This is a genomic window from Pseudomonas sp. MF09150, from assembly GCF_059862355.1.
Genome location: NZ_JCBCUS010000006.1, coordinates 498,388 through 524,403, shown reverse-complemented (window position 1 = coordinate 524,403; position 26,016 = coordinate 498,388). Strand labels below are relative to the sequence as shown.

The window sequence follows — 26,016 nt, the reverse complement described above, 5'->3', positions numbered from 1 at the left end:
GGCCCGACCGCTAGAGCTGACTTACATGCAATCAAACGTCCGTAGCGTTGATGTTCCGTTGTTGCTGCAAAACCTGCGCTCAGGAACAGCTCCGTTACACATTGCTCTGGAAAAGCGCCTGCCGTTTTTCTCCCCCCTGCTGAGCCACTCCCACTATTTACGCCTGATCAAGGCCTACTACGGCTTCTACCAGCCCCTGGAGCAACGCCTGCTGCAGAGCGACGCGGTGCCGGCCGACTTTGGCCTGGACCAGCGCCTCAAGGCCCCGACCCTGCGCCGCGACCTGCTGGCCCTGGGCCTGGATGACGCCGCCATCGACGCCCTGCCCCAGTGTCCGTCGCTGCCTGGCACGCCTTCGGTCCAGGCCTGCCTGGGGGTGCTCTATGTGCTGGAGGGCGCCACCCTGGGCGGGCAGATCCTGCGGCGCGAGATTGCCGCCCGCTTGCAACTGGACGCGGACAACGGCGCGGCGTTTCTCGACATCTATGGCGCCGCCACGGGCCGCCGCTGGCGCGAGTTCACCGACTACCTGGGGGCCTGGCCCCTGGAGGCCGACGCACGGCAAGAGGCGGTGAACGCCGCCCAGGATACGTTTTCATCTTTTGAACACTGGCTTGACCGCTCGGAGGTGCTGCTATGAACCCATTGGACAAAAAAGCCTTCGAAGAGCTGCTGGCCAACTGTGATGACGAACCCATCCGCACCCCCGGCGCGATTCAGCCCCACGGCGTGCTGTTGACCCTGGCCGAGCCCGAGTTGCGCATACTGCAGATCAGCGCCAACGTCCAGACCCTGCTGGGCCGCACACCGGACGAGAGCGTGGGCGCGCCGTTGGAGCATTTGATCGGCGCCGAGTACACGCAGCAGGTCGAACTGGCAGCGCAGCACGATAACCAACTGGAAGCACCCGAGCTGTTCTTTTCACTGAATGGCGGTGTGTTCGAAGGTTTCGTGCACCGCCATCAGGGCGTGCTGGTACTGGAGCTGGAAGTTCAGGCCGAGCCGGCCAAGGTCGCGGGCCAGGCCACCAACCTGGGGCGAATGCTGCAACGCCTGCAGGCGGCCAAAAGCCTGCAGGCGCTGTATGAAATCAGCGTGCAGGAAATCCAGGCCATCACCGGTTATGACCGGGTCCTGATCTATCGCTTCGAGGAAGAAGGTCACGGTCAGGTGATCGCCGAAGCCTCGTCGCCGTCCATGGAAGTGTTCCAGGGCCTGTTTTTCCCGGCCTCCGACATCCCCGAGCAGGCGCGCGAGCTGTACCGCACCAACTGGTTGCGCATCATCCCCGATGCCGACTACCAGCCGGTGCCGCTGGTGCCCAAGCTGCGCCCGGATACCGGTCAGCCGCTGGACCTGAGCTTCGCCAACCTGCGCAGCGTGTCGCCGATTCACTGCCAGTACATGAAGAACATGGGGGTGCTGTCCTCCATGAGCATCTCGCTGCTCAAGGGCGACAAGCTCTGGGGCCTGATCAGCTGCGGTAATCGCCAGCCACTGCATGTGCCCCACGAATTGCGCAGCGCCTGCCAGACCATCGGCCAGGTGCTGTCGTTGCAGATCAGCGCGATGGAAGCGCTGGAAGTCAGCCGCCAGCGCGAGGCCAAGGTCGAAACCCTGGCCCTGCTCAACCAGGCGATGATCGACTCCACGGAAAACGTGTTCGACGGCCTGGCCCAACAACCGGAGCTGCTGCTGGCGCTGGCCGATGCCGGCGGCGTGGCGATCATCGAAGACAAACAGTTGCACCGCTACGGCAACTGCCCCGAGCCCGATGACATCCGCGTCCTGCACAAATGGCTGCAAGCGTCGTCGCAGAAGGTGTTTTCCAGCCACCAGCTGTCGTTGCTCTACCCGCCTGCCGCCGCCTTTACCCAGGTCGCCAGCGGCGTGCTTGCGATGAGCCTGCCCAAGCCGGTGGACAACGGTGTGCTGTGGTTTCGCCCCGAGGTGAAGGAAAACATCAACTGGAGCGGCGACCCGAACAAGCCGCTCAACCTGGAAGACTCCGAATCGGGCCTGCGCTTGCGTCCGCGGACCTCGTTCGAGATATGGAAAGTGGAAATGGCCGGCATCGCCACCAAGTGGAGCCATGGCGACCTGTTCGCCGCCAATGACCTGCGGCGCTCGGCGCTGGAAAGCGACCTGGCGCGCCAGGTGTTGCGCGAACAGCGCGCGGTACAGGCCCGGGACGACCTGGTGGCGGTGGTTTCCCACGACCTGCGCAACCCCATGACCGTGATCTCGATGCTGTGCGGCATGATGCAAAAGGCCTTCAGCTCCGACGGCCCGCACACCTCGCGACGCATCTCGACCGCCATCGACACCATGCAACAGGCCGCCGGGCGGATGAACACCCTGCTCGAAGACCTGCTCGACACCTCGAAAATCGATGCCGGGCGCTACACCATCAAGCCGCAAGCGCTGGAAGTCGGGGAAATGTTCGAAGAAGCCCAGGCCCTGCTCACGCCGTTGGCGCTGGATAAGGACATCGAGATCTCCTTCCAGGCCGAGCCGCAGCTGTCGATCCACGCCGACCCGGAGCGTCTGTTCCAGGTGCTGTCGAATCTGGTGGGCAACGCCATCAAGTTCACCCCGCGGCGCGGCAAGATCGGCGTGGTGGCGATGTCCTCCGGGGAGGACATCGTGTTCAGCGTGCGCGATACCGGCGAAGGCATTCCTCAGGATCAACTGCCCCACGTCTTCGACCGCTACTGGACCATCAAGGACGGCAACCCCACCGGCACCGGGCTGGGGCTGTACATCACCCAGGGCATAGTCGAAGCCCATGGCGGGCGGATCGAGGCCGAAAGTGAAGTCGGGGCCGGGACCGAGTTTCGCTTTACCGTGCCCAGGAGTGCGGTCACCACCAGTTGATCAATGTCAGTCACGTCGTCGGGTGCCCAGACCCGGCGTCGCTGCGGGGTCCTGGGTGGCCCGCTGCCGGTCGGGCGTGTGCAGTACCACCCGGCATTTGCCGCGACCGAATAGGTGCAACCGCCTATTGAGCAATGGCCATGCGCCGCTTGGCTTTGTAGCAATCGTTGATGTCCAGCGCCTTCTGATAAAACGCCTGGCGTTGCGCGCGGTTGCTGTCCCCCAGCAGGCGGTAGATTTCCGCCTGATAGTCGCGGCTGCTGCCCCACTGCATCGCCAGGCCCTGGGGTTGCTCGCGGCGGCACTCAAGCCCGACCACCGGCTGCGGAAAGTACTGCGCGTAAGCCGGCATGGCGTCCTCCACGGCATGCAACGCAGCCTGGTACTGCGGGGTGTCGGTGAATGGCAGGCACCAGGATGAAATTTCCAGCGCCGCCGGCGCAAACCCCTGGGTCAGGCTGTGCTCAAGCAAGGGGCAGGCCTTGGCCTTCACCTCCTCGCTTGGATAAAGCATCACGTAGATCAGCGCCAGGCGATATTCGGCCACCGGGTGTTGCAGCGCAGCGGCCTGTTCCAGCAGGCCCATGGCCGGCCGCATCAAGGCGCCGGCCTGGTCGATCAGCAGCAAGCCCCGCTGCTTGTCCTCGGTGCTCGCCGTTGGCATGTCGGCAGGCACCGCTTCCAGCTTGCTGTTGGCCTGTTGCAGATAAGGCACAGCTTGTTGGTAGAGGCTTTCTGCCCGGGGATCGATCGACGCCGCGCCGGCCAGGCACACCTGGGGCAAGAGGCACGCCAGCAGCACGTAACGGCCGAGAAAAACAGACATGGGGGGCTTCCTTGCAGGACGGCGATGAAGGTCGGGCAGGATACAGAGCGTACGCCGTCGCAGCCACTCAAGCCGGCCCCCGGCCTAGGGGCGCACCAGGTCCTTGCGCCGCCATAGCCGCGCGAACAGCGCATTGAGCGCGGTGCACAGGCCGCCCGCCACCAGACCCAGGGCCAGGAACAGCAACGCCCCCTGGCCAAATCGTGATGGCCAGGGATAGTCGGCAGACACGGAGGCCTGGGCATAGTCGAGAAAATGGGGCAGCGCGGACATCAGCCAGATCAGGCCACTGCTGATAACCCCGCCGACCAGGTAACGCCAGGAGGTGTTCAGGCAACGTTCCACCAGCCACAGGACCGGCCAGCACACCAGCATGCCCAGCAGCCCGCCAATCAGGAAGAACAGGCAGAAAGCGCCCAGGCTGTGCTCGATGAATACGCTCGCCGCCAGGCCCAGTGTCAGCCCGCCCGACAGCGGCACGGCGATGATTGAACCGGGGCTGCGCCTATGCGCCGGGGTGCGGCTGGGCAAGCGTTCGATGCCCAACAGCACCAGGCTGGACAACAGCCCCAGGGCCAGGCCGCCCGCTAGCGTCGACCACAAAAGTGTGCCCAAGGGCAGGCCCAGCAGCAGGTTGGCCGCCAGGCTCTGGAGCAGCGCGCTGAGCAGGTGCCGCAGTCTGGAGCCTGGGCAGCGCCGATCCCCCCACAGCAGCAAGGGGAGCCCCAGGACAATGGCAATCACGCTGCCAAACAAAAACCCCGAGAACACTGCCGCAGCGCTCGGCCCCAGGACCAACGCCTTGGCGCCGGCATACACCAGCCCGCCGCACATCGGCACGGCAAACAGCCGCAACTCGCCGTCAGGCGCCATAGCCTCTCCCCCCCCGTTCGACAATGGGCGCCAATGTACCGGGGCTGCGAGGCCGGAGCCAGGCCTATTGAAACAGGCCGCGCAATCAGTCCGCCTGTACCGTGAGCTGGCGCTGCTCGCCCAGGCCGCTGATGCCCAGGCGCATGGTCTGGCCCGGGCGCAGGTACACCGGTTGCGGTTTGATGCCCAGGCCGACCCCGGGCGGGGTGCCGGTGGAAATCACATCGCCGGGTTGCAGGCTCATGCAGCGGCTGAGGTAGGCGATCAGCTGCGGCACGCTGAAGATCAGGGTCCGGGTATTGCCGGTCTGGTAGCGCTGGCCATCGACCTCCAGCCACAGGTCCAGGACGTGCGGGTCGGGGATTTCATCACGGGTCACCAGCCATGGGCCGAGGGGGCCGAAGGTGTCGAAGCCCTTGCCCTTGTCCCAGGTGCCACCGCGCTCGAGCTGCCATTCGCGCTCGGACACATCGTTGATCACGCAGTAGCCGGCCACGTGCTGCATGGCGTTGGCTTCGTCGATGTTGCGCCCACCGGTGCCGATGATCACGCCCATTTCCACTTCCCAGTCGGTCTTGCGCGAACCCCGAGGGATCTGCACATCGTCGTTGGGGCCGCAGATGGCGCTGGTCCACTTGTTGAAGATCACCGGTTCCTTGGGTACCTCCATGTTCGACTCGGCAGCATGATCGGCGTAGTTCAGGCCGATGCAGACAAACTTGCCGACCTGGCCGACGCAAGCGCCGATCCGTGGCTGCCCGGCCACCAGCGGCAGGCTGTTGGGGTCGAGCGCGGCCAGGGCGGCCAGGCGCTGCGGGCTCAAGGTCTCGCCTGCAATATCGGTGACATGGGCCGAGAGGTCGCGAATCTGGTTGTTGGCATCCAGCAGTCCCGGTTTCTCCGAGCCCTTTTCGCCATAACGCAATAATTTCATGTGCTGCTCCTGCTTTTTTCTAAAAGGGGTAAGCCCAGGCTCAGATGCTCATGCCGCCATCGATCACGTGCACGCCACCGGTGGTGTAGGCCGATGCATCGCTGCCCAGGTACAGCGCCAACTGGGCGATTTCGCCGGCAGAGCCGATCCGGCCCATGGGCTGGCGATCCAGGAACTGCTGATACACCTGGGCCTCGCTGACGCCCTGCTGCGCGGCCTGTTCGGCAATCCGCTGACGCAGCGATGGCGACTCCACGGTGCCCGGGCAGATGGCGTTGCAGCGGATGCCCTGGCCGATAAAGTCGGCGGCCACGGCCTTGGTCAGGCCGATCACCGCGGCCTTGCTCGCGGTGTAGGCAAAACGGTTGGGCACGCCTTTGACGCTGGACACCACCGACGCCATGTTGATGATCGAACCGCCGCCGCGCTCCAGCATGCCCGGCAAAAAGGCGCGAATCACCCGGTACATGGCGCTGGCATTGATCTCCATCGAGCGCGCCCAGGCCGCTTCGTCGCACTCAAGGATGCTGCCGCTGTGCACATAACCTGCGCAATTGAACAGCACGTCCAGGCCACCGATACGCTGGCAGGCGTCAGCGATGGCGCTGCTTGAGGTCACATCCAGCAGCAGCGGGGTCACGCCGTCGATGCCGTGCAGGCTGTCGATATCGATGTCGCTGGCAAACACTTCGGCGCCTGCCTCGGCAAAGGCCAGGGCGCTGGCCCGGCCTATGCCCTGCCCGGCCGCTGTGACCAGGACCCGTTTGTCGCGCATGTTCATCGGCCTTCCACCTTCGCAGTGGCATCAGCGGCCTTGGCCTTGCGCCCCAGCATGGCAGCGGGGATCGCCAGGATCAGCCCGCCGCTGACAAACAGGCACAGGGCCAGGACGTAGGTGCCGTTGTTGATATTGCCGGTGAGGTTTTCCGCCACGGCCGTGATCATCGAGCCGGTAAAACCCGAGAGGTTGCCGATGGCATTGATCATGCCGATCCCGGCAGCCGCCGCGACCCCGGACAACACAGTGCCCGGCAGGGTCCAGAAAATCGGCATCAGGCTCAGGATCCCGGAGGCGGCGACACTCAGGAACAACACCGAGAGCAGCAGGTTGTCGGCAAAAAACGCACTGAGGATCAGCCCCACACCGCCGATAAAAGCCGGGATCGCCGCGTGCAGCCGGCGCTCGCCGGTACGGTTGGAATGCCGTGCATTGAGCAGCATCGCCACCGTGGCCACGGCATAGGGAATCGCCGTGAGCAAGCCGATGTGCAGGCTGTTGGTGATGCCGGTGCTCTTGATGATCGACGGCATCCAGAACGCCAGGCCGTAGAAGCCGGTATTGAAGGTCAGCAGGATCAGCACCAGCAACCACACCCGCGGGTTGAAAAACACCTCGCTCAAGCGGGTGGCCTTACCCTGGTTGTCGCTTTGCAGATTGGCCTTGAGCAGGGCTTTCTCTGCCGCCGACAGCCACTTGGCCTTGTCGATGTTATCGGCCAGGCAAACGATGACCACGAACGCCATGATGATCGACGGAATGCCCTCGATGATCAGCATCCACTGCCAGCCGGACAGGCCCTGCACCCCTTGCATGCTGTTCATCAGCCAGCCGGAAAGAATGCCGCCCAGGGTCAGGCTGATGGGCATCGCCATCAGGAACCCGGACATCACCCGGCTTTGGCGATGGGTTGGAAACCAGTAGTTGAGGTACAGGATCACCCCGGGAAAGAAGCCGGCTTCGCAGATCCCCAGCAAAAAGCGCAGCACGTAGAACATGGTGTGCGATTCGATGCCGAACAGCCCCGCCAGCGGCACGGTGTAGGCCACCGCCATGGAGATCACCGCCCAACTGAGCATGATCCGGGCGATCCAGAAGCGCGCGCCGAAGCGATGCAGCAACAGGTTGCTCGGCACCTCGAACAGGAAGTAGCCCCAGAAGAACATGCTCGCGCCCAGGGCGTAGATGGTGTTGCTGAATTGCAGCTCGTTGAGCATGTCCAACTTGGCAAAGCCGATATTGACCCGGTCCAGGTAGGCGGCCATGTAGCACAGCAACAGCACCGGCAGGATGCGCCAGATGACTTTGCGGTAGGTGCGGTCTTCAAAATCCAGTTCGCGGGCTTGCGCCTGCGCCGGCAGGTGCTCGGAGATGGTTTGCATGGAGATAACCCCTGGGCATGTGGACATGCCTGATTGTTTTTATCGAATGGGTCGCGCCGGCTGAGTCGTTCAGCCGGCGGTGCAGCGGATTACACGGCCTGGTTGGTATTTTCCCCATTGACCAGGCGCGTCAGGTGCAGCGGGTTGCTGTTCTGCAAAGCCTGGGGGAGCAAGGCGTCGGGGAAGTTCTGGTAGCACACCGGGCGCAGGAAACGCTCGATGGCCAGGGTCCCGACCGAGGTGCCTCGGGCATCGGAGGTGGCCGGCCAGGGACCGCCGTGGACCATGGCGTCACACACTTCGACCCCGGTCGGGTAGCCGTTGACCAGGACCCGGCCGACCTTTCTTTCCAGCAACGTCACCAGTTCGCCAGCGTGCCCCAGCTCGGTCGGCTCGCCGATCAGGGTGGCGGTCAGTTGCCCGTGCAGGCCGTGCAAGGCCGCCAGCAACTCGGCGCGGTCGGCCACTTCCACCAGCACCGTGGCCGGGCCGAAGACTTCTTCCTGCAGCAGTTCGGCGCCGCTCAGCAGCAGGCTGACATCGGCCTGGAACACCTGCGCCCGGGCTTGCTGGCCCTGTTGCGCCGCGCCCGCCAGATGGCGGATCTGCGGATGCGCCCGCAAGGCATCGCAGCCCTGCACATAACTGCGCAGGCCCCCGGCATTGAGCATGGTTTGCCCGGGCTGCTCGCCGATCAGGGTGCTCAGGCGCTGGATAAAGGCGCTGAACTGCGGCGACCGGATACCGATCAACAACCCCGGGTTGGTACAGAACTGCCCGGCCCCCATCACCACCGAAGCGGCGAGTTCGGCAGCGATCTGCTCGCCTCGGGTCGCCAGCGCTTCGGGTAGCAGCAGCACCGGGTTGATGCTGCTCATCTCGGCAAACACCGGGATCGGCTGCGGCCGGGCGGCGGCCATATCGCACAGCGCGCGGCCGCCCTTGAGTGAACCGGTAAAACCCACGGCCTGGATCAACGGGTGCTTGACCAGTGCTTCGCCGACCCCGGAGCCGAAAATCATATTGAACACCCCGGCCGGCATGCCGGTTTTCTCGGCGGCGCGCACGATCGCTTCAGCCACCTGCTCGGCGGTCGCCATGTGCCCGCTGTGGGCCTTGAACACCACCGGGCAGCCGGCGGCCAGGGCGGCAGCGGTGTCGCCGCCGGCGGTGGAGAACGCCAGGGGGAAGTTGCTGGCACCGAACACCGCCACCGGGCCCACACCCAAGCGGCATTGCCGCAGGTCGACCCGGGGCAGCGGCTGGCGTGCCGGCAGCGGCAGGTCGATGCGCGCAGCGTAAAAGTCACCCCGGCGCAGGGTCTGGGCAAACAGGCGCATCTGGCCGCTGGTGCGCGCCCTTTCCCCTTGGATACGGCCTGCCGGCAGTGCAGTTTCACGGCTCACCAGGGCCACGAAATCGTCCCCCAGGGCATCCAGCTCGGCGGCGATGGCATCAAGAAATTCGGCGCGGCGCGCGGCCGGCAAGTGGCGGTAGAGCTGGTCGGCCTGGGCAGCGGCATTCGCCGCGGCGTCGACTTCGGCCAGGGTGGCCTGGACGAAAGCACCCGGCAGCGCTTCGCCGGTGCTGGCATCGACGCTGTGCAGCAGCACCGAGCCAGCGGCGCTGCGGCCGCCGGCGATAAAGTTGTGACCGGACAATTGGGGCATGACAGTCTCCTGACCCGGATTGAAATCTGGTCCGTACTCTACTGCCCGGTCGCGATTCTTTCCCAATGGCATTTTTGGATTAACCGATAACGCCTCGTTATCGGAAGCGCCGCTTCATCGGTGCCCTTTCAACCGCCCTGTTCCCGGGTCAGCCGGGCGTTTTCCAGGAGTATTTCGGCAAACTCCAAGGCCGCGCCCACCAGCGGCTCGCCCTTGCGCGTCAGGATCCCGTAGTCCTGGGGCACCAGGTGCAGAGGCGTGTCCAGGGTCCTGAGCTGGCCGCTGTCGAGCAGCGGCTTGACCATGGCATCGGGCAGCATGCCGATCATCGGCCCCCGTTGCAGGACCTGGAGAAAGGTCTGCATGGAAATGGTGTCCACGGTATTGCGCGGCATCTCCACCCCGGCGTCGGCGAACGCCAGCTCCATGCGCCCGCGAATCGGGGTGCCGACCGGGTACAGGATCCAGGGCAGGTCCACCAGTTGCTGCAGCGAGATCGGCCCGGCCTCGGCCAGCGGGTGACGGCTGTTGACCACGATGCAGAACGGCTCCGGGGCCAGGGGCTGGAAGTCATAGCGCCGGCGCTGGCTTTGTTCGGTGAAGCGCGCCACCGCCAGGTCGAGCTTTTTCTCTTCGAGCATCTCCATCAAGTGGTTACTGGTCTGTTCCACCACTTCGATCGACAGCAACGGCCAGCGCTGCTTGATCTGCAATATGGCCTCGGGCAGCGCGATCGCGGTCGCGGCAAAAATCCCGCCGACCTTGAGATGGCCGTGGCCGCCTTCGCGCAGGCTGCTGATCTGCCCGACAAAGGCCCGGGCATCATTGAGGGCAATCTGCGCATACCGCACCACGTGCTCGCCCAGGGCAGTGGGCGGCATGCTACGCGGCTGGCGTTCGAACAGGGCGAAGCCCAGCAGACTCTCGATTTCCTTGAGCATCTTGCTGATGGCCGGCTGGCTGAGGTTCATCTGCTGCGCCGCGAGGTGCATGTTGCGCGTGCGTCCCAGGGTGTCGATCAGCAGCAAATGCCTGAATTTGAGCCAACCGCAGAAGCTTGAAAATGACAGGTCCGACATGACACTCCCCCGCAAAACAATAACCGTACGTTATCGATAATTGAAAATATGTCATTGGAGTTTATCGACCGCCAGCCCTAGCGTGAAGGCTTTACGGACCTGGAATAGTCGTCATGTCGATATTGCTTACCCCACACAACACCCTGCCCGCCGATGGCGTGAGCGGCACCCTGATCGGCCGCGCCTGGGTCCCGGGAGCCATCGCCGGCCCATCGGCCATTGCTCTGCGTGCCGACGGCGTGTTCGATCTGTCGGCACGTTTTGCCACCTTGAGCGAGCTGCTGGAGTCGGATTCGCCGCTGGAGGCGTTGCGCCAGACCCCAGGCACCTTTATCTGCAGCCTCGACGAGCTGCTGGCCAATAGCGGTGCCGGCAGCGACCCGGGCAAGCCGTTCCTGTTGCCGCCCCTGGACCTGCAAGTGATCAAGGCCGCCGGCGTGACCTTCGCCGCCAGCATGATTGAGCGGGTCATCGAGGAGCAGGCCGGCGGCGATGCGGGCAAGGCCGAAGCGGTTCGGGCCATCGTCCACGGGGTCATCGGCGACAACCTGCGCTCGATCGTCCCCGGCTCCGAGCAGGCTCAGCGCCTCAAGGCGCTGCTGATCGAACAAGGCATGTGGTCGCAATACCTGGAAGTCGGAATCGGCCCGGATGCGGAAATTTTCACCAAGGCCCCGGTGCTCGCCGCGGTCGGCAGCGGCAGCCAGATCGGTATCCACCCCGGCTCGCAATGGAACAACCCCGAGCCGGAGGTGGTGCTGGCGGTCAACAGCCGAGGGCAGATCCACGGCGCGACCCTGGGCAACGACGTCAACCTGCGGGACTTCGAGGGGCGCAGTGCGCTGCTGTTGAGCAAGGCCAAGGACAACAATGCGTCCTGCGCGATCGGGCCGTTCATTCGTCTGTTCGATGAAGGCTTCAGCCTGGATGACGTGCGCCGCTGCGTGGTCGACCTTGAGGTGCGGGGCGAAGATGGCTACCGGATCCAGGGCTCCAGCTCCATGGACCAGATCAGCCGCGATCCCCAGGACCTGGTGCAGCAGACTCTGAACGCCAATCACCAATACCCCGACGGCTTCCTGCTGTTTCTCGGTACCCTGTTCGCCCCGACCGAGGACCGTGATCACGTCGGCGGCGGTTTCACCCACAAGCTGGGAGACCAGGTCAGCATCAGCAGCCCGTTGCTGGGCAGCCTGCACAATCAGGTGACCCACAGCAGCGAGGCCGCGCCCTGGACCTTTGGCCTGAGCGCCCTGCTGCGCAACCTGGCCGCGCGCGGCCTGCTCGCCCGCTGAGGCCGCCGCCGGTATCGATTCATCCCAATTACAAGAGAGAACCGCACCATGAGCGACACCCCGAGACGCCCGCTGCGCAGCGAACAATGGTTCAACGACCCTGCCCACGCCGATATGACCGCGCTCTACGTCGAGCGCTACATGAACTACGGCATGACCCGCGAAGAGCTGCAATCGGGGCGGCCGATCATCGGCATCGCCCAGACCGGCAGCGACCTCACCCCGTGCAACCGCCACCACCTGGAGCTGGCACAGCGGGTCAAGGCCGGGATTCGCGATGCCGGCGGCATCCCCATGGAATTTCCGGTGCACCCCATCGCCGAGCAGACTCGCCGGCCCACCGCTTCGCTGGACCGCAACCTGGCCTATCTGGGGCTGGTGGAGATCCTCCACGGCTACCCGCTGGACGGCGTGGTGCTGACCACCGGCTGCGACAAGACCACCCCCGCCTGCCTGATGGCGGCGGCCACTACCGACCTGCCGGCCATCGTGCTGTCGGGCGGGCCGATGCTCGACGGCCATCACAAGGGTGAGCTGATCGGCTCCGGCACCGTGCTGTGGCATGCACGCAACCTGCTGGCCGCCGGCGACATCGATTACGAAGGTTTTATGGAAATGACCACCGCGGCCTCGCCCTCGGTCGGTCACTGCAACACCATGGGCACCGCGCTGTCGATGAACGCCCTGGCCGAAGCCCTGGGCATGTCGCTGCCAGGCTGCGCGAGCATTCCGGCGCCCTACCGTGAGCGCGGGCAGATGGCCTATGCCACCGGCAAGCGTATTTGCGAGCTGGTGCGCCAGGATGTACGCCCGTCACAGATCATGACCCGCGAGGCGTTCGAAAACGCGATTGCCGTGGCCTCGGCCCTGGGCGCTTCGAGCAACTGCCCGCCGCACCTGATCGCCATCGCCCGGCACATGGGAGTCGAGCTGAGCCTGGATGACTGGCAACGCATCGGCGAAGACGTGCCGCTGCTGGTGAACTGCATGCCAGCCGGCAAGTACCTGGGCGAAGGCTTCCACCGCGCTGGCGGCGTACCGGCGGTGATGCACGAGTTGCAAAAGGCCGGGCGCCTGCACGAGGACTGTGCGTCGGTCAGCGGCTTGAGCATCGGCGAGATCGTGCGCAATAGCCTGACCAGCAATGCCGACGTGATTCACGCCTTTGACGCGCCACTCAAACACCGTGCGGGCTTTATCGTGCTCAGCGGCAATTTCTTCGACAGCGCGATCATGAAAATGTCGGTGGTGGGCGAGGCGTTTCGCAAGACCTACCTCTCCGAGCCCGGTGCGGAAAACAGCTTCGAGGCGCGGGCCATCGTGTTTGAAGGCCCTGAGGACTACCACGCACGGATCAACGACCCGGCGCTGGATATCGACGAACGCTGCATCCTGGTGATCCGTGGCGTGGGCAACGTTGGCTACCCGGGCAGCGCCGAGGTGGTGAACATGGCCCCGCCCGCAGCCCTGATCAAGCGCGGCATCGACTCCCTGCCGTGCCTGGGCGACGGCCGCCAGAGCGGCACCTCGGCCAGCCCGTCGATTCTCAATATGTCGCCGGAAGCGGCCGTGGGTGGTGGCCTGGCACTGCTGCAAACCAACGACCGGCTGAGCGTCGACCTCAACGCGCGCAAGGTCAATCTGCTGGTGGATGAGGCCGAGCTGGAGCGGCGCCGAGCGCTGTGGAAACCCAGCATCCCCGCCTCGCAAACCCCGTGGCAGGAACTCTACCGACAACTGGTCGGCCAACTCTCCACTGGCGGCTGCCTGGAGCCCGCCACCCTGCACCTGCGCATCATCGCCCGCAGCGGCGAACCGCGGCATTCCCACTGACCGTCGGCGACCCATACAAAAACGCCACTCGATTGAGTGGCGTTTTTTTTGCGCCGGCTTAGCGGCCGGTCATCAGGCTCTGCAAGCGGGCCTGGGCCTGCTGGACGTTTTTCGCCTGGCTGTTCAGTTCTTGCAGCAGGGCATTCAACTCGGCCTGGACTGCAGGGTCCTGGACCTTGACCACCGCCCCGGAAATCTCGATCTGGCCTTTGTGAGCGTTCACGTAATCGGCAATCTTCAGGCTGCTGTCGAAGGTGCCGTTGATCTGCGGCAGCACCTCGCGAAAGGTGTTGGCCGGCACGCTGACGGTCTTGTCGTAGGCCTTGTCATACACCACCTTCAAGTCCTCGGGCTGCTTGAGCTGGGCATGCGCCGCATCCGCCTTGGCCTGTTCGCTGGTCAGTTGGGTACTCATCTTATTGAGTCCGGCCTGGATCGCCTGGATATCGTCACGACGGGCGATGACATCGCCCAGGGAACGCATCGACCCCTTCTGCATCAGCTCGCCCAAAGGTTTGACCGACGCGTCCATGCCGGCATTGAAATCGCTGATCACCGCGTAGTGACGGCTGTAGTCGCCAAACGCTTTGCTCTCATCGGCGGTCAGTTGCGGCACGCGTACGCCAGGCTTGTCGAGGATGCGGGTCTGCAGAAACTGGCTGAACGCTGCGCGCTGCTCGGGTTCTTTGTCGCCACAAGCGGCCAGTACCAGGGGCAGCGCCAGAACCAGCAGCAAACCGGGACGAAACAGGGACTTCATGTCATGGACCTCCGAAAAAAGATAAGCGCTTGCCGGGGTCGACCCCTGAAAAGCGTCGGCGAGCATACGCGCTCGACGCCAGTCAGACCACCGCTTTCACCCGGGGTTCGCCCGACCTGCCCTGCCATGCCCGAGGCCCCCATCTTCAGTAGATATAAGCCAGGCGAAATTGCAGCGAATGGTCGGTCATCGGCCCGGAGCGCACCGCCACGTCGCGCCAGTACTGGCCCATCACCTGCCACTGTTTGCCGAGCATAGTGGTTGCAGACAGCCCCACGGTGCCGTTGTTGTGGCTGGTGTCCAGGGTCTGCCCGTCGAGGGTCTCGCGCGAGCCCCAGTTATGCCGATAAGACAGGGCCACCGAGGTCTGCGGGGTGAAGTTGTAGCGCAAGTGATTGTGCAGTTGGATCAGCGGGTCGCGGTGGGCGCCGGTGTCGCGCTGCTCCTGGTAGAACTCGGTTTCGCCAATCACGTCCCAGGTCCACTTGTCGTTGAAGCCATGGACATAACCGACCTGGAAATCCGCCGCCCAGCGGTTGTTGCTCAGGGCAAACCCCTGGTTCTTGTGGTCGCCGGTGGGCGCGGTGATGAACATCGACCAGCCCAGGTGCCGGTTACGCTCCATGTCGGCCAGGGTCCAGAGCGTGGCGCCAAAGGTGATGTCACCCAAGCCGGTGTACTTCTGCCCGCTGGCCCCTAGGTCCTGATGGCCGTAGGGGATGACGATCTGCGGGTCCCAGATATAGCCGGTGTTGAAAAACTCGGTGAAGTGCACCAGCCGCAGCACTTCGACGGTCAGGTCGAGGTCGAGGTTGTCGGCGACTTTTTTACCGCCCTGGTACGACTTGTCGATTCGCGGGTTCTGCTGGTACAGCAACAGCAGGTCGGTGCCCGCCGGCAGCGCCGCGTAGTCGCCGGAGTCGGGCTTGACGTCGGCCTGGGCCTGGCCGGCCAGCAAGGCCAATAACAGCGAGCACGGCAAGGCAGCACTTTTGCTGGAAAAAAGCGTTTTCATCAGTTCACCTGTCTAGCGGATATTGTTGTTGGAATGGCTAAGGCACGGCACGCCCGTGAGCCTGCCCGGCAGATGCCGGGGGGCCCCCGTGACGCTTTACTGGGCTGCGGCGGTGTCGGTCAGCGCACGCAAATCCAGGCTGCGCTTGATGATGTACTGGTGGATCAGCTCCATTTGCGGCATGTCCAGGACCCCGGCAAAACTCGGCATGCCCTTGTTCATGAAGGCCCCGCTGACGATGCCGACAAAGGCCAGGTGCTTGTCCGGCGTCAGGTAGCGCAGATCGGGAATCACCCCGCCGCTGGCCGCGTTCAGGCCGTGGCAGGCACCACACATGCCATTGAACAAGGTCCGCCCCTGCTTGATCTGCTCCGCCGAGGCGGTCAGTGCTGGCACTTGCGGTGGCAGCACCGGCGCCTGGCGCGGTGGCGGCAACTGCTCCTTGGCCCCGAGCTTGAATACCAGCACCCGGGACTCGGGCCGGACCTTGCCCTTGTCGGTCAGCGGCCCGGCAATCAGCGGCATGATCCCGCCCCAGCCGGCCATGAAGGCCACGTACTGCTCGCCCTTGATCTGGTAGGTGACCGGCCCGCCCAGCACCCCGGAGTTGGCGCGGTGCTCCCAGAGTGGCTCGCCCTTGTCGGCGCTGAAGGCCATGACCCGACCATCGGAAGTGCCCTGGAACACCAGGTTGCCGGCGGTGCTCAAGGTGCCGCCATTACCCGACTCGACATAGTCGTGGGTCCAGGCGGCCTGCTGCTTGACCGGGTCCCAGGCAATCAGGTGCCCGCGCCAGGCGCTGCGGATCTGGTTCAGGACCTTGGGATCCTCCGGCAGGTCCGGCACGTCGAGGCCGAAATTGACCACCGACTTGCTCGGCAGAAACAGCGGTTTGTCTGCCGCCTTGAGCTCGGCCAGGGTGTCCTGGGCCGGGATGTAGACGTAGCCGGTGGCCGGGTTATAGGACATCGGGTGCCAGCTGTGGCCGCCGAGAAAGCTTGGCTGCACCACCTTGGGCGCCTTGGAGTAATCGGCCTGGGCGGTGAGGATCGGACGCCCGGTCTTGGGGTCGAGACCGCTGGCCCAGTTGACCTGGACGAAGTTGCGCCCGGAAATGAACTGGCCGTTGGTGCGGTCGATGACGTAGAAGAAGCCGTTCTTCGGCGCCTGCATCAGCACCTTGCGCACGGCGCCGTCGATCTTGATATCGGCAAGAATGATCTGCTGGGTGGCGGTGAAGTCCCAGCGATCCCCCGGGGTCACCTGGAAGTGCCAGACGTATTCGCCGGTATCCGGGCGCAGGGCGACGATGGACGACAGGTACAGGTTGTCGCCCTCGCCCTGGCTGCGGAACTCGTAGTTCCAGGGCGAGCCGTTGCCAGTGCCGACATACAGCAGGTCCAGCTGCGGGTCATAGGACATCGAGTCCCACACCGTGCCGCCCCCGCCCCACTTGACCCAGCCATTGCCCTTCCAGGTTTTCATGGCCTTGGCCATGGCCGGGTTTTCCGGCGGCAGCGCCGGGTCGCCCGGCACGGTGAAGAAGCGCCAGGCCTGTTTGCCGCTCACGGCGTCATAGGCCGTGATGTAGCCGCGCACGCCGAATTCGGCGCCGCCATTGCCGATCAGCACCTTGCCTTTGACCACCCGCGGTGCCCCGGTGATGGTGTAGCTCTTGTTCGGATCGAGGATGGTGTTGACGCTCCAGACCTCTTTGCCGGTGGCGGCGTCGAGGGCAATCAGACGTCCGTCGAAACTGCCCAGGTAGACCTTGCCCTGCCACACCGCGACGCCACGGTTGACCACGTCGCAGCAGCCCTGGCTGAGTTTCTCCATGGGGATCTTCGGGTCGTACTTCCACAGCGGCTTGCCGCTGGCAGCATCGAAGGCATAGACGATGCTGAAGGCGCCGGTGGTGTACATCACCCCATCGACCACGATCGGCGTGGCTTCGGTGCCACGGTCGATGTCGAGCTTCTGGGTCCAGGCCAGGCCCAGGCCGGCGACGTTCTTGTCGTTGACCTGGTTCAGCGGGCTGAAGCGCTGTTCATCGTAGGTGCGCCCGTGGGCCATCCAGTTCTGGGGTTCCTGGTCAGCGTTGAGCAGGCGTTTCTCGTCGACTGCGCCTGGGGTCGGCGGCGCGGCCAGGGCCAGGGTCGAGAGGCAAATAGCAGCAAGCGGTATCAAGCGTTTCATTATTCTTGTTATCCCGTTCTGGGTGACAGCGTGGCAGGCACTTGCAGGGTGCCTGTCCGGTGAACGGGATTAGATCAAAGCTGGATCAGCAAAACGTGTCTGTGTATGCCAGTTATTTGCATCTGCGTGCCATATTGATTTTTTGTCCGGTACGCGCGCGGCGCCCCATGGCCATAGGCCCGGCAGCGGCGGCAGGCTGAAAATAAAACAATGGTTTTCCACCCCCTGCCAAATTATGCTCCGCGCAAGGAACCCCCGGAGATCGCACATTGATCGTCCGGTTCTACTGGCACGGAGGCTGGGATCAATGTTCAAACTCAGAAGGAAAACATGGGCTTTGCTGCTGGTTTATATCGTCGGGGTGAGTGGCTACATCTATTACCTCTACGTTGAAACCCAGGGAATCCTCACTGAGAACATCAACAACAAGCTGCTGTATGCCGCGCTGGGCACCGCAGCGATCCTCGGCGACAACTACCACGACCACCTGGTCGACAAGCAGTCCAAGACCGAAGCCGAAGACCTGGACGCCATCAATCGGCTGTCGCGGTTCAACGAAGCCTTGGGCACGGCGTTCGTCTACACCGTGATCAAACGCGAGGGCGTGGCTTACCTGGCCAGTTCCAGCGCGTCGAAGACCGAGGTCGAGAACCAGAATTTCGTGCGCTTTTTCGACCCCTACCCGGACGCCAGCCAGGCATTGGTCGACAGTTTCGAAAGCACCAAGCCGGTGTGGATCGACTACACCGATCACTGGGGAGACTTTCGAGCGGTGTTCGTGCCCCTGCACTCCAAGGACGGGACCGTCTACGTTGCGGGTGCGGAAATCACCCTGGCCGATTACTACCACCAGCTCCATCGGGACTCCCTGCACCACATCATCCTGGCGATCCTGGTGTTTCTCGCCTTCAGCCTGCTGTTTGTCGTGGACCTGCTGCGCGTGCGCTCTCACCTGCAGCAACTGCAGATCAACGAGCAGGTGCTGAAACAGGCCAAGAATGCCGCTGAAGATGCCGACCGCTCCAAAACCCGATTCCTGGCCACCATGAGCCATGAGATCCGTACCCCCATGTATGGCGTGATCGGTGCGACCGAGCTGCTCGCCGACTCGCCCTTGAGCCCGGAACAACGCGGCCTGGTGAAGACCATCCACAGCAGCGGACGCACCCTGCTGTCGCTGATCGACAATATTCTCGACCTGGCGAAAATCGAAGCCGGCAAGCTTGAACTCAAGCCCCGGGTCTTCGAGTTGCGCACCCTGATTGCCTCCAGCGTCGAGATGATCCGCCAGGGGCTGCAGGACAAACCGGTGGTGCTGGAGGTGCAGATTTCGCCCCAGGTCCCGGCGCTGGTGAAGACTGATGCCGACTGCCTGCACCAGATCCTCATCAACCTGCTGGGCAACGCGGTCAAGTTCACCGAGACCGGCAAGGTGTCGCTGGTGGTGACCACCAACGGCTATGGCCCCCGCGCGCGCCTGGCGTTTTCCATCTACGACACCGGGGTCGGCATCCCCAACGAGCTGCAAGACAGCCTGTTCAAGCCCTTTGCCCAGTTCGAGGGGCCGATCAACCAACGCTTTTCCGGCAGCGGCCTGGGCTTGTCGATCTGCAAGAACCTGGTGGAAGCGCAAAATGGCACCCTGTCCTTCAGCAGCCAGTTTGGCGTCGGCTCGATATTCTCGTTTTCCCTGCCCATGGAGCCGTTCTCCGGGGCGGAGATCCCCAAGGGCGAGGAGCAGGATGTGGTGGTGGACTTCGACTCGTCGTTCGCCGAGCGCTTCCCCCTCGACATCCTCCTGGTGGAGAACCACCCGGTGAGCCAGAAAGTAGCGATGGCGATGCTGCAACGGCTCGGTTACGCACCGCAGCTGGCAGACAATGGGCTGGAGGCGATCAAGTACTGCGTGGGCGCGATCCCGGACCTGATTCTGATGGACATCAACATGCCGGTGATGACCGGACTCGAAGCCATCGAGGAAATCCGTGACCTGCCCTTGAGCGAGAACTGCTACATCGTGGCCTTTACCGCGAGCGCGTTTTCCAGCGAGGTCGAGCGCTTCAGGGCGGCGGGCGCCAATGACATCCTGACCAAGCCGGCCAACCTGCAGGCCTTGACCAGTGTGTTGCAACGCGCATCCAACTACCGGCAACAGATCCAGGCCAGCGCCCCGCCAGTGGACACGCGTTCCCGTCAATGACCCATCAAGGCACCAGGGCGGTAACGGCCACGGGCGAGCCCGAACCTTCCTGCAGCCGCAGTACCCCGATGACCAGCGTCGCGCCCTTGGCCGGCAACTGGTCAAGGTTGGTCAGGCATTCGAGGATGATGCCGTTTTTCTCCAGCACCTGGCTGTTGGTGGCGTACACCTCATCCTGGCCCGGATCGGCGCCATGGGTGTCGATGCCCACGCCGGCGATCTGGCGCTTCTCAAGTAGGAATTTGCTGGTCTCGGCACCGACACCGGGGAAGTGCGGGCCCTTGGCGTCTGCATTGATAAAGGCCTTGGGGTCGTTCCACAGGGCTTGCCAGCCGGTGTAGAAAAGCACCAGCGAGCCCTTGGCGATCGTGCCGTGCTCGCGTTCCCATTTTTCGATGTCCTGCACGCCGATCACGTAGTCGGCGTTGGCTTTGGATTGGCTGCGCACATCAATCACCACCGCCGGCCGGATCAGGGACTCGGGCGCATAGCCGTCGATGCCCATGCCCTTGGCGTGAAAACTGTTGGGCGCATTCATATGGGTCGCGCTGTGCTCACCGATACTGAAGCGCCGCAGGTAATAGCCGTCCTTGTCCAGCGTTGCCACGACATCGAAGGTCACTGGCGGGTCGTTGGGCCATAACGGTATGGAGGGGCTGATAACGTGGCTGAGGTCGATGACCTTGCGAAACTGGAGACTGTGCATTCCCTGGACTCCCTTGTCCTCGGCGAAACTCTTGGCCACGCCGACCGCCAGAAACGCGGTCAGTACGCCAATGGATGCCATTTTGAAACGGCTGTTTTTCTGCGTTGATTTAACCATGACGTCTGAGTGCTCCATCAAACAATAAGAGGATCCTGCCCTGGTGCCCGACTCTGTGTGGCTGCCCGAAAGCACCCAGGAAAAGCCTGCACAGTGTGACTAAGTGAGCGGCGCTTTTCATCAGCCTCCAAAAATATCCAATCCTCCACATTCACCCTGTAGCCCTGTAGCCCTGTAGCCCTGTAGCCGCTGCCGAGCTTTCGCGGTGTTGCGAACGCAGGCCAGAGCCTTCGGCAGCGGCTACGCGCCTGATATGATCAGCGCCCCCTGGCGAGTGCCTGCTGCAAAAAAGGATTTTGACGTGCCAACCCTCGATCAACTGCTCAACCTCACCGACCCGGCACTGCCCTTGATCGAGGCGTGGATCGCCCGCTCCCCTCATCGCTGCGAATGGCTGGCGCCGGCGCCGGATCGCGAGGCCATCCTGCTGGCACTCGGCGTGAGCACCCGCTCGGTGCTCGGGGCCATGGCTTACGAAAGCGGTGGGCTGTTGATCGATGACGGCTGGCTGCGACTGCTGGGGTCGGGCCATCCACAGCTGCCACGCAACCTGCGGGACTGGAACCAGGACCGCATTCAGGGGGCGATGCTGGTCGCCGACGATGCCGTGGGCGGCTTCTTCGCCATCAACGGCGGCAGCCTCGGCGACGATACCGGGGCCCTGTACTACTGGGCCCCGGACACCCTGCGCTGGGAAGCCCTGGAAATCGGTTACTCGGACTTCGTCGAATGGGCCCTGAGCGAACGCCTCGGGCAGTTCTACCAGGACCTGCGCTGGGACGGCTGGCAGCGTGAACTGCCGCAGCTTGGGGCAGACCAGTGCATGAGCTTCTACCCGTTCCTGTGGACCGCCGAAGGCAGCATCAACAGCAGCAGTCGGCGCGCCGTGCCGCTGGAAGAACACTACCGGCTGAACCTGGAACTGGCGCAAAAGCTCGACGCTCCGGCCTGAGATCCAGCGTCAGCCACCGGGGCTCAGCGGGGAATCACGATGTAGTCGTTGCGCTGGACCACCCCGCGATGCTCGCCCTCCACCAGGTGGATATAGCGCCCGTCCACGGCGTCGATCGGCAGGCAATCGTCTACGTCCATCAGCGCGTCGGTATGGGCCTTGCTCCAGTGGCTGAGCATCTGCCGCTTGCCCTTGGCCTTGGCTTCAGCCTTGTCATGGGCCACCACCAGCAGGTAGTGGTGGGCCTCGCCGAAGGCCTGGGCCTCATAGCCGCCGAGGTTGATGAAATACAGGCGCGGGGCCCCGGGCAGAGGCGCCAGCGGGCTCAACTGCACCTTCCACCCTTCCACGCCATCGACCTGCATCCACGAATCGACATGCAGCCCCGCCGGGCTGCCAAACCAGCCTTCGCGCAGTTGCGGGTAGGCCGCTTCCAGGCTGTCGGCGATGGCGAACACCACGTCGTGGACCTCAATCTTGGCCCTGGGGTGTTTGCCCCCCAGCATCACTACAAAAAGCATTCTGTTCCTTGGTTACCTGCCGCCGGCGGCAGCGATTTCAGGGTGATGGTCCCGGTCGGGGCTCATCAGGCAAGCGCCATATTCTTCACCATGTTGCGTCTGATTGCTGAGGTTTTACTGCGCCCGGGACACTCCCGCGCGGCTTGCAGCACATTGCAGCTAAAGGCCAATCGCCAGCAGCCGATAGCCACACAGGCCATGCCATTCGCTGGCAAGGATTGCGGCGTGGGGCACGACGGCCCCGCCATTGGACAACCAGGAGATGGTCTTGAAGCACACATTCAACGCGCTCGCGCTGGCGGCGGCGCTGGTCTCGCCGACGCTGCTGGCGGCCCCGGGCTTTACCGTGCATGACGTTGCACTCGGCATGCCCTATGACGAAGTCAATCTGCTGCTTCAGGAAACCTGCCCCCGGGGCTGCATGACCTACACCGGCTCCGGCCCGGCGGGCATCCATTCGCTGACGGTGTTCCTGCGCTACCAGACCATCTACTTCAGCAACACCCGGCGCACCGAGGTCAACCGCGACAAGCCCTATGAATCGGCGACCTACACCTTCGGCCCCGATCACAGGGTCATTGCCCTGGAAGCCGAGGTAAAAGGCTCGCTCACCGCCGGCAAAAAGCTCGCCGACGAGGCCCTGGCCCGTTATTCAGGCCCGTTGCAGGCGTTCACCCAGACCAACAAGGTCGCGGTACATGCCCAGGCATCGCTGGATCACCTGTCCTACCTGTATGCGCCGAATATGACCGGCAAGCAGTTCGAGCTGAGCGTGATCGAGCCTGCGCCCTCGCGCATGGCGGTGACCCGGGTCAATTACTGGGACTTCGACGCCGTGCGCGCCCTCGAAGCCGCCAAGCCCGCCGACTTCATGACCGTGCGCGGCCCTGCCGGCCTGGGCCTGGTGCCCCGCGAAGCCAACGCCGCGGAAGCGGCCAAGGCCCGTCGTTACCCGGCACTGGAGATCGGCACCCAGACCCAGGCCGTCAACGGCAACGACAAGGTGCAGGTGATTGCCGAACAGCATGACGGCAATAAAAACCCGCCCAGCCAATTGCTGGTCAACGGTGCCCTGATCCAGAAGTCGGCCCTGCTCAGCGACGGCATGTCGTTCGAAGCTGTGCAGCACCTGGGGGATGGGCTGTTTCTGGTGAGTGCCGCGTGGGCCGGCAATGGCTGCAGTGCCCAAGAGCAAATATTGCTCAAAGTGGTCAACGGCAAGGGGCATCTGTCCGAACCCTTTGGCCGCTGCGAACCGCAGATCACCCAGCATGCCGGCACCACCTACTTCAACTTCGCCGAAACCGAATACGAGCCGCAGCAGACCCTGGCCACCCCCTGAAGCATCCCCCGCCTATCGCGTAGCCGCTGCCGAGGACCGGCGGCGGCACAGACTGTTTTCCCCTGTAGCAGCTTTGCGCATTGACGAAGAAATTCATCAATGGTCATATGCGCGCCAGTTTCAGGTGTCCCATGCCGCCGTGCATGGGATTAAACGGGAAGCCGGTGCGTCACTTCGGTGATCAGTCCGGCGCTGCCCCCGCAACGGTAAGCGAGCGAAGCATTCGACAGACCACTGTGCTCCGGCATGGGAAGGTGAATGCTTCATGACCCTCGCGAGCCCGGAGACCGGCCTGCAACTTCGTTTGGCAACCCCGCGGTGGGCGGGCGCAGTCCGGTTTGCGTGGGCGCGTGCGCCTGCGATTCCTTATGCGTTGTTCCCTCCGGGTTTCATTCTTTCCTGACTCAGTTGGAATAGCATGTCCCGCAATCCCCTGCTCCAAAGCCTCGCAAGCCGATCCCTGCCGATCACCTTTGTCCCCTGCATGGCCTTTTCATCCCTGACCTTTGCCGAAACCGACCACCGTGCGCTCGCCTTGCCGGCGACCCTGGTCAGCGAAGTCGCCAAGGGCGATGACACTTCCCTCAGCACACCGCTGCCCGCCGGCTCACGGCTCAACCTGAGCGCCCTGGAAAACCCCGCCAGCACCAGCAGCATCGGCCAGGACGCCATCGACAACCGCAATAACCTCACGGTGCAGGACGCGGTGACCCGCTCCCCGGGCATCACCAGCATCGCCGCCCCGGGCAACGGCAACACCGCGTTGGCGGCGCGGGGCTTTACCGGGCACAGCTCGGTCATGACCCTGTTCGACGGTGCCCGCCTGTACACCGGTGCCGGCAGCCTGACGTTTCCGGTCGACCCGTGGATGGTTGAACGCATCGACGTGATCCGTGGCCCGGCCTCGGTGCTCTATGGCGAAGGCGCCACCGGGGCGGTGGTCAATGTGATCTCGAAGAAGCCCTTCGAAGGTGAAGTGCGCAACCGCCTGCGCCTGGGTTATGGCTCCAACGACCGCCAGCAGCTGGGCCTGGACAGCGGCGGCTCCCTCAGCGACACCCTGAGCTATCGCCTGACCCTGAACCAGCAGCAAAGCAACGGCTGGGTCGACCACGGCGACTCGCGCAGCCTGGCCCTCAGTGCGGCCCTGCGCTGGCAGGCCAACGATGACCTGAGCTTCACCTTCGCCCATGAGCGTGGCGACAGCGAACCGAGCAGTTACTTCGGCACGCCCCTGCTCGACGGGCACTACCGCGACAGCCTGCGCGACAAGAACTACAACCTGCGCAACGCCGTGCAGCGATACAACGACGAATGGACCCGACTCAATACCGACTGGAACCTGAGCGACAGCCTCAGCGCCAGCAACCAGCTGTATTACATCAAGAGCCGACGCCATTGGCGCAACGCCGAAACCTACAGCTGGGACAGCCCCCGCCAGCAACTGCTGCGCAACAGCTACCTGGAGATCAAGCACGACCAGGAGCAGATGGGCGACCGTCAGAGCTTCACCTTCAACCATTCGCTGTTCGGCCTGGACAGCCGCACGGTGGTCGGTACCGAGTACAACAAAATCAGGTTCGCCGTGGGCAACAACTCGCCCTATACCGATGTCGGCGGCGACTACATCGACCCTTGGCAGCCGGCAGCGGGTTACTTCCAGAGTCGCTCGGCATTTTCGCCCCAGACCGCCAGCAGCACCCACACCTTTGCCCTGTTTGCCGAGAACCGCTTGCAGCTGTCCGAGCGCTGGTCCCTGGTGACCGGCGTGCGCCGCGACCAGAACCACATCGAGCGCGACGACCAGCGTGCCGGCAGCCGCAGCGACCGCAGCCTCACGGGCGGCAACTGGCGCGCCGGGCTGGTGTTCGCGGTCACCGACCAACTGTCGCTGTACGGCCAGTACTCGACCAGCGAGGACGGGGTCAACAACCTCATCAGCCTGAACCCGAGCCAGCAGCAGATGGACCTGACCGAGGCCCGGCAGACCGAGTTCGGCCTCAAGCAACAGTTCTGGGACGGGCGCGGTGAATGGACCCTGGCGGCCTACCATATCGTCAAGAAAAAACTGCTCAGCAGCGACCCAATCACGCGCCTGGCGCAACAGGTCGGCCAGCAGTCCGCCGACGGCCTGGAGGCATCCCTGGAGCTGGCCCTGGCCCACGACTGGCAGGTCTCGGCCAATGCCGCGCTGGTGCGGGCCGAATACGACGACTTCGATGAAGTGGTGTCGGGCCAGGTGGTCTCGCGCGCCGGCAATCGCCCGAGCAACGTGCCGCGCCGCAGCGCCAACCTGTGGTTGAACAAGGCCCTGAGCCAGGAGCTGACAGCCGGCATGGGCGTGCGTTATGTCGACGCGCGTTATGCCAATACGGCCAACACCACCCAGGTTCCGGGCTACACGGTGCTCGACGCCAACCTCGGCTGGCAACTGCAACGGGATGTGCGCCTGGGCCTGCAGCTCAACAACCTGCTCGACCGGCGCTACGCCGTGGCCCAGCAGAATAATGGCCAGCAATGGCTGATGGGTGAGCCGCGCTCGTTTTTCGTCACCGCCGACTACAGCTTCTAAGTGCCGGTCACGCTGTAGCGGGCAACCCTCGGGCACGTTTAACGCCGCCCGAGCCAGGCACCGGGGACCCCGCAGGTTCCCGGCGCTG

The 26,016-nt window shown here is 64.0% G+C and carries 20 protein-coding genes and 1 riboswitch; of the genes, 8 read left to right on the top strand and 12 right to left on the bottom strand.

Annotated features, from left to right (window positions below; genetic code table 11):
* The first annotated feature begins 25 nt into the window (after positions 1-25).
* Positions 26-640: a biliverdin-producing heme oxygenase gene (locus tag AC19YX_RS23620; protein ID WP_078469105.1), complete on the top strand. Its 615-nt coding sequence runs from the start codon at positions 26-28 to the stop codon at positions 638-640.
* Positions 637-2,877, top strand: a complete 2,241-nt coding sequence (locus AC19YX_RS23615; RefSeq protein WP_500607164.1) for an ATP-binding protein — start codon at positions 637-639, stop codon at positions 2,875-2,877. Before AC19YX_RS23620 ends, AC19YX_RS23615 begins: the two co-directional genes overlap by 4 nt.
* A 124-nt stretch (positions 2,878-3,001) precedes the next feature.
* On the opposite strand, the gene AC19YX_RS23610 is transcribed toward AC19YX_RS23615, so the two are convergent.
* The 7 genes from AC19YX_RS23610 to AC19YX_RS23580 all read right to left on the bottom strand — a co-directional run bounded on the left by AC19YX_RS23610 (position 3,002) and on the right by AC19YX_RS23580 (position 10,419).
* Entirely contained in the window at positions 3,002-3,703 is a 702-nt protein-coding gene (locus AC19YX_RS23610; protein WP_500607163.1) for a hypothetical protein, read from the bottom strand.
* 84 nt (positions 3,704-3,787) lie between these two features.
* Entirely contained in the window at positions 3,788-4,576 is a 789-nt protein-coding gene (locus AC19YX_RS23605; protein WP_500607162.1) for a hypothetical protein, read from the bottom strand.
* 85 nt (positions 4,577-4,661) lie between these two features.
* Complete coding sequence (locus tag AC19YX_RS23600; RefSeq protein ID WP_500607161.1) at positions 4,662-5,510, bottom strand: ureidoglycolate lyase; 849 nt, start codon at positions 5,508-5,510, stop codon at positions 4,662-4,664.
* Between the two features lie 40 nt (positions 5,511-5,550).
* Positions 5,551-6,291, bottom strand: a complete 741-nt coding sequence (locus tag AC19YX_RS23595) for an SDR family oxidoreductase (RefSeq protein ID WP_078469098.1) — start codon at positions 6,289-6,291, stop codon at positions 5,551-5,553.
* Complete coding sequence (locus AC19YX_RS23590) at positions 6,288-7,670, bottom strand: MFS transporter (RefSeq protein WP_421546633.1); 1,383 nt, start codon at positions 7,668-7,670, stop codon at positions 6,288-6,290. Before AC19YX_RS23590 ends, AC19YX_RS23595 begins: the two co-directional genes overlap by 4 nt.
* An 89-nt stretch (positions 7,671-7,759) precedes the next feature.
* Entirely contained in the window at positions 7,760-9,340 is a 1,581-nt protein-coding gene (locus tag AC19YX_RS23585; RefSeq protein WP_500607160.1) for an aldehyde dehydrogenase (NADP(+)), read from the bottom strand.
* A 128-nt stretch (positions 9,341-9,468) separates the two neighbouring features.
* A complete protein-coding gene (locus AC19YX_RS23580; RefSeq protein ID WP_078469095.1) occupies positions 9,469-10,419 on the bottom strand; it encodes a LysR family transcriptional regulator in 951 nt (316 codons plus the stop codon).
* 113 nt (positions 10,420-10,532) lie between these two features.
* Here AC19YX_RS23580 and AC19YX_RS23575 point away from each other — a divergent pair, with 113 nt between their 5' ends.
* Together AC19YX_RS23575 and AC19YX_RS23570 are read left to right on the top strand one after the other, a co-directional pair.
* A complete protein-coding gene (locus tag AC19YX_RS23575; RefSeq protein ID WP_078469094.1) occupies positions 10,533-11,714 on the top strand; it encodes a fumarylacetoacetate hydrolase family protein in 1,182 nt (393 codons plus the stop codon).
* A gap of 48 nt (positions 11,715-11,762) precedes the next feature.
* Entirely contained in the window at positions 11,763-13,547 is a 1,785-nt protein-coding gene (locus AC19YX_RS23570) for an IlvD/Edd family dehydratase (protein WP_020298887.1), read from the top strand.
* A gap of 58 nt (positions 13,548-13,605) precedes the next feature.
* Here AC19YX_RS23570 and AC19YX_RS23565 read toward each other — a convergent pair whose 3' ends face one another.
* The 3 genes from AC19YX_RS23565 to AC19YX_RS23555 all read right to left on the bottom strand — a co-directional run bounded on the left by AC19YX_RS23565 (position 13,606) and on the right by AC19YX_RS23555 (position 17,518).
* The gene (locus AC19YX_RS23565) at positions 13,606-14,307 is read right to left on the bottom strand and encodes a DUF3053 domain-containing protein (RefSeq protein ID WP_078469093.1); all 702 of its coding nucleotides are present in this window, start codon (positions 14,305-14,307) and stop codon (positions 13,606-13,608) included.
* 145 nt (positions 14,308-14,452) lie between these two features.
* Complete coding sequence (locus AC19YX_RS23560; RefSeq protein WP_421546629.1) at positions 14,453-15,322, bottom strand: transporter; 870 nt, start codon at positions 15,320-15,322, stop codon at positions 14,453-14,455.
* A gap of 96 nt (positions 15,323-15,418) precedes the next feature.
* Positions 15,419-17,518 (bottom strand): PQQ-dependent dehydrogenase, methanol/ethanol family, encoded by a 2,100-nt coding sequence (locus AC19YX_RS23555; protein ID WP_500607159.1) that lies wholly within the window; start codon positions 17,516-17,518, stop codon positions 15,419-15,421.
* A gap of 307 nt (positions 17,519-17,825) precedes the next feature.
* On the opposite strand from AC19YX_RS23555, the gene AC19YX_RS23550 reads away from it, so the two are divergent.
* Complete coding sequence (locus AC19YX_RS23550; protein ID WP_078469090.1) at positions 17,826-19,718, top strand: ATP-binding protein; 1,893 nt, start codon at positions 17,826-17,828, stop codon at positions 19,716-19,718.
* Between the two features lie 4 nt (positions 19,719-19,722).
* Here the strand turns inward: AC19YX_RS23550 and AC19YX_RS23545 are convergent, their stop codons facing one another.
* Complete coding sequence (locus tag AC19YX_RS23545; RefSeq protein ID WP_078469089.1) at positions 19,723-20,541, bottom strand: cyclase family protein; 819 nt, start codon at positions 20,539-20,541, stop codon at positions 19,723-19,725.
* A gap of 301 nt (positions 20,542-20,842) precedes the next feature.
* Between AC19YX_RS23545 and AC19YX_RS23540 the strand changes: the two genes are divergently transcribed.
* Positions 20,843-21,493 carry a DUF2625 domain-containing protein gene (locus tag AC19YX_RS23540; RefSeq protein WP_500607158.1) on the top strand — a complete coding sequence of 217 codons (651 nt, stop codon included), beginning with the start codon at positions 20,843-20,845 and terminating at the stop codon, positions 21,491-21,493.
* Between the two features lie 23 nt (positions 21,494-21,516).
* On the opposite strand, the gene AC19YX_RS23535 is transcribed toward AC19YX_RS23540, so the two are convergent.
* Entirely contained in the window at positions 21,517-22,014 is a 498-nt protein-coding gene (locus AC19YX_RS23535; protein WP_078469087.1) for a DUF1543 domain-containing protein, read from the bottom strand.
* A 268-nt stretch (positions 22,015-22,282) separates the two neighbouring features.
* Between AC19YX_RS23535 and AC19YX_RS23530 the strand changes: the two genes are divergently transcribed.
* Positions 22,283-23,356, top strand: a complete 1,074-nt coding sequence (locus AC19YX_RS23530; protein WP_500607157.1) for a hypothetical protein — start codon at positions 22,283-22,285, stop codon at positions 23,354-23,356.
* Positions 23,357-23,461: 105 nt separating this feature from the next.
* Positions 23,462-23,666, top strand: a riboswitch (cobalamin riboswitch).
* Positions 23,667-23,774: 108 nt separating this feature from the next.
* Positions 23,775-25,928: a TonB-dependent receptor gene (locus AC19YX_RS23525; protein WP_500607156.1), complete on the top strand. Its 2,154-nt coding sequence runs from the start codon at positions 23,775-23,777 to the stop codon at positions 25,926-25,928.
* Positions 25,929-26,016 lie beyond the last annotated feature (88 nt).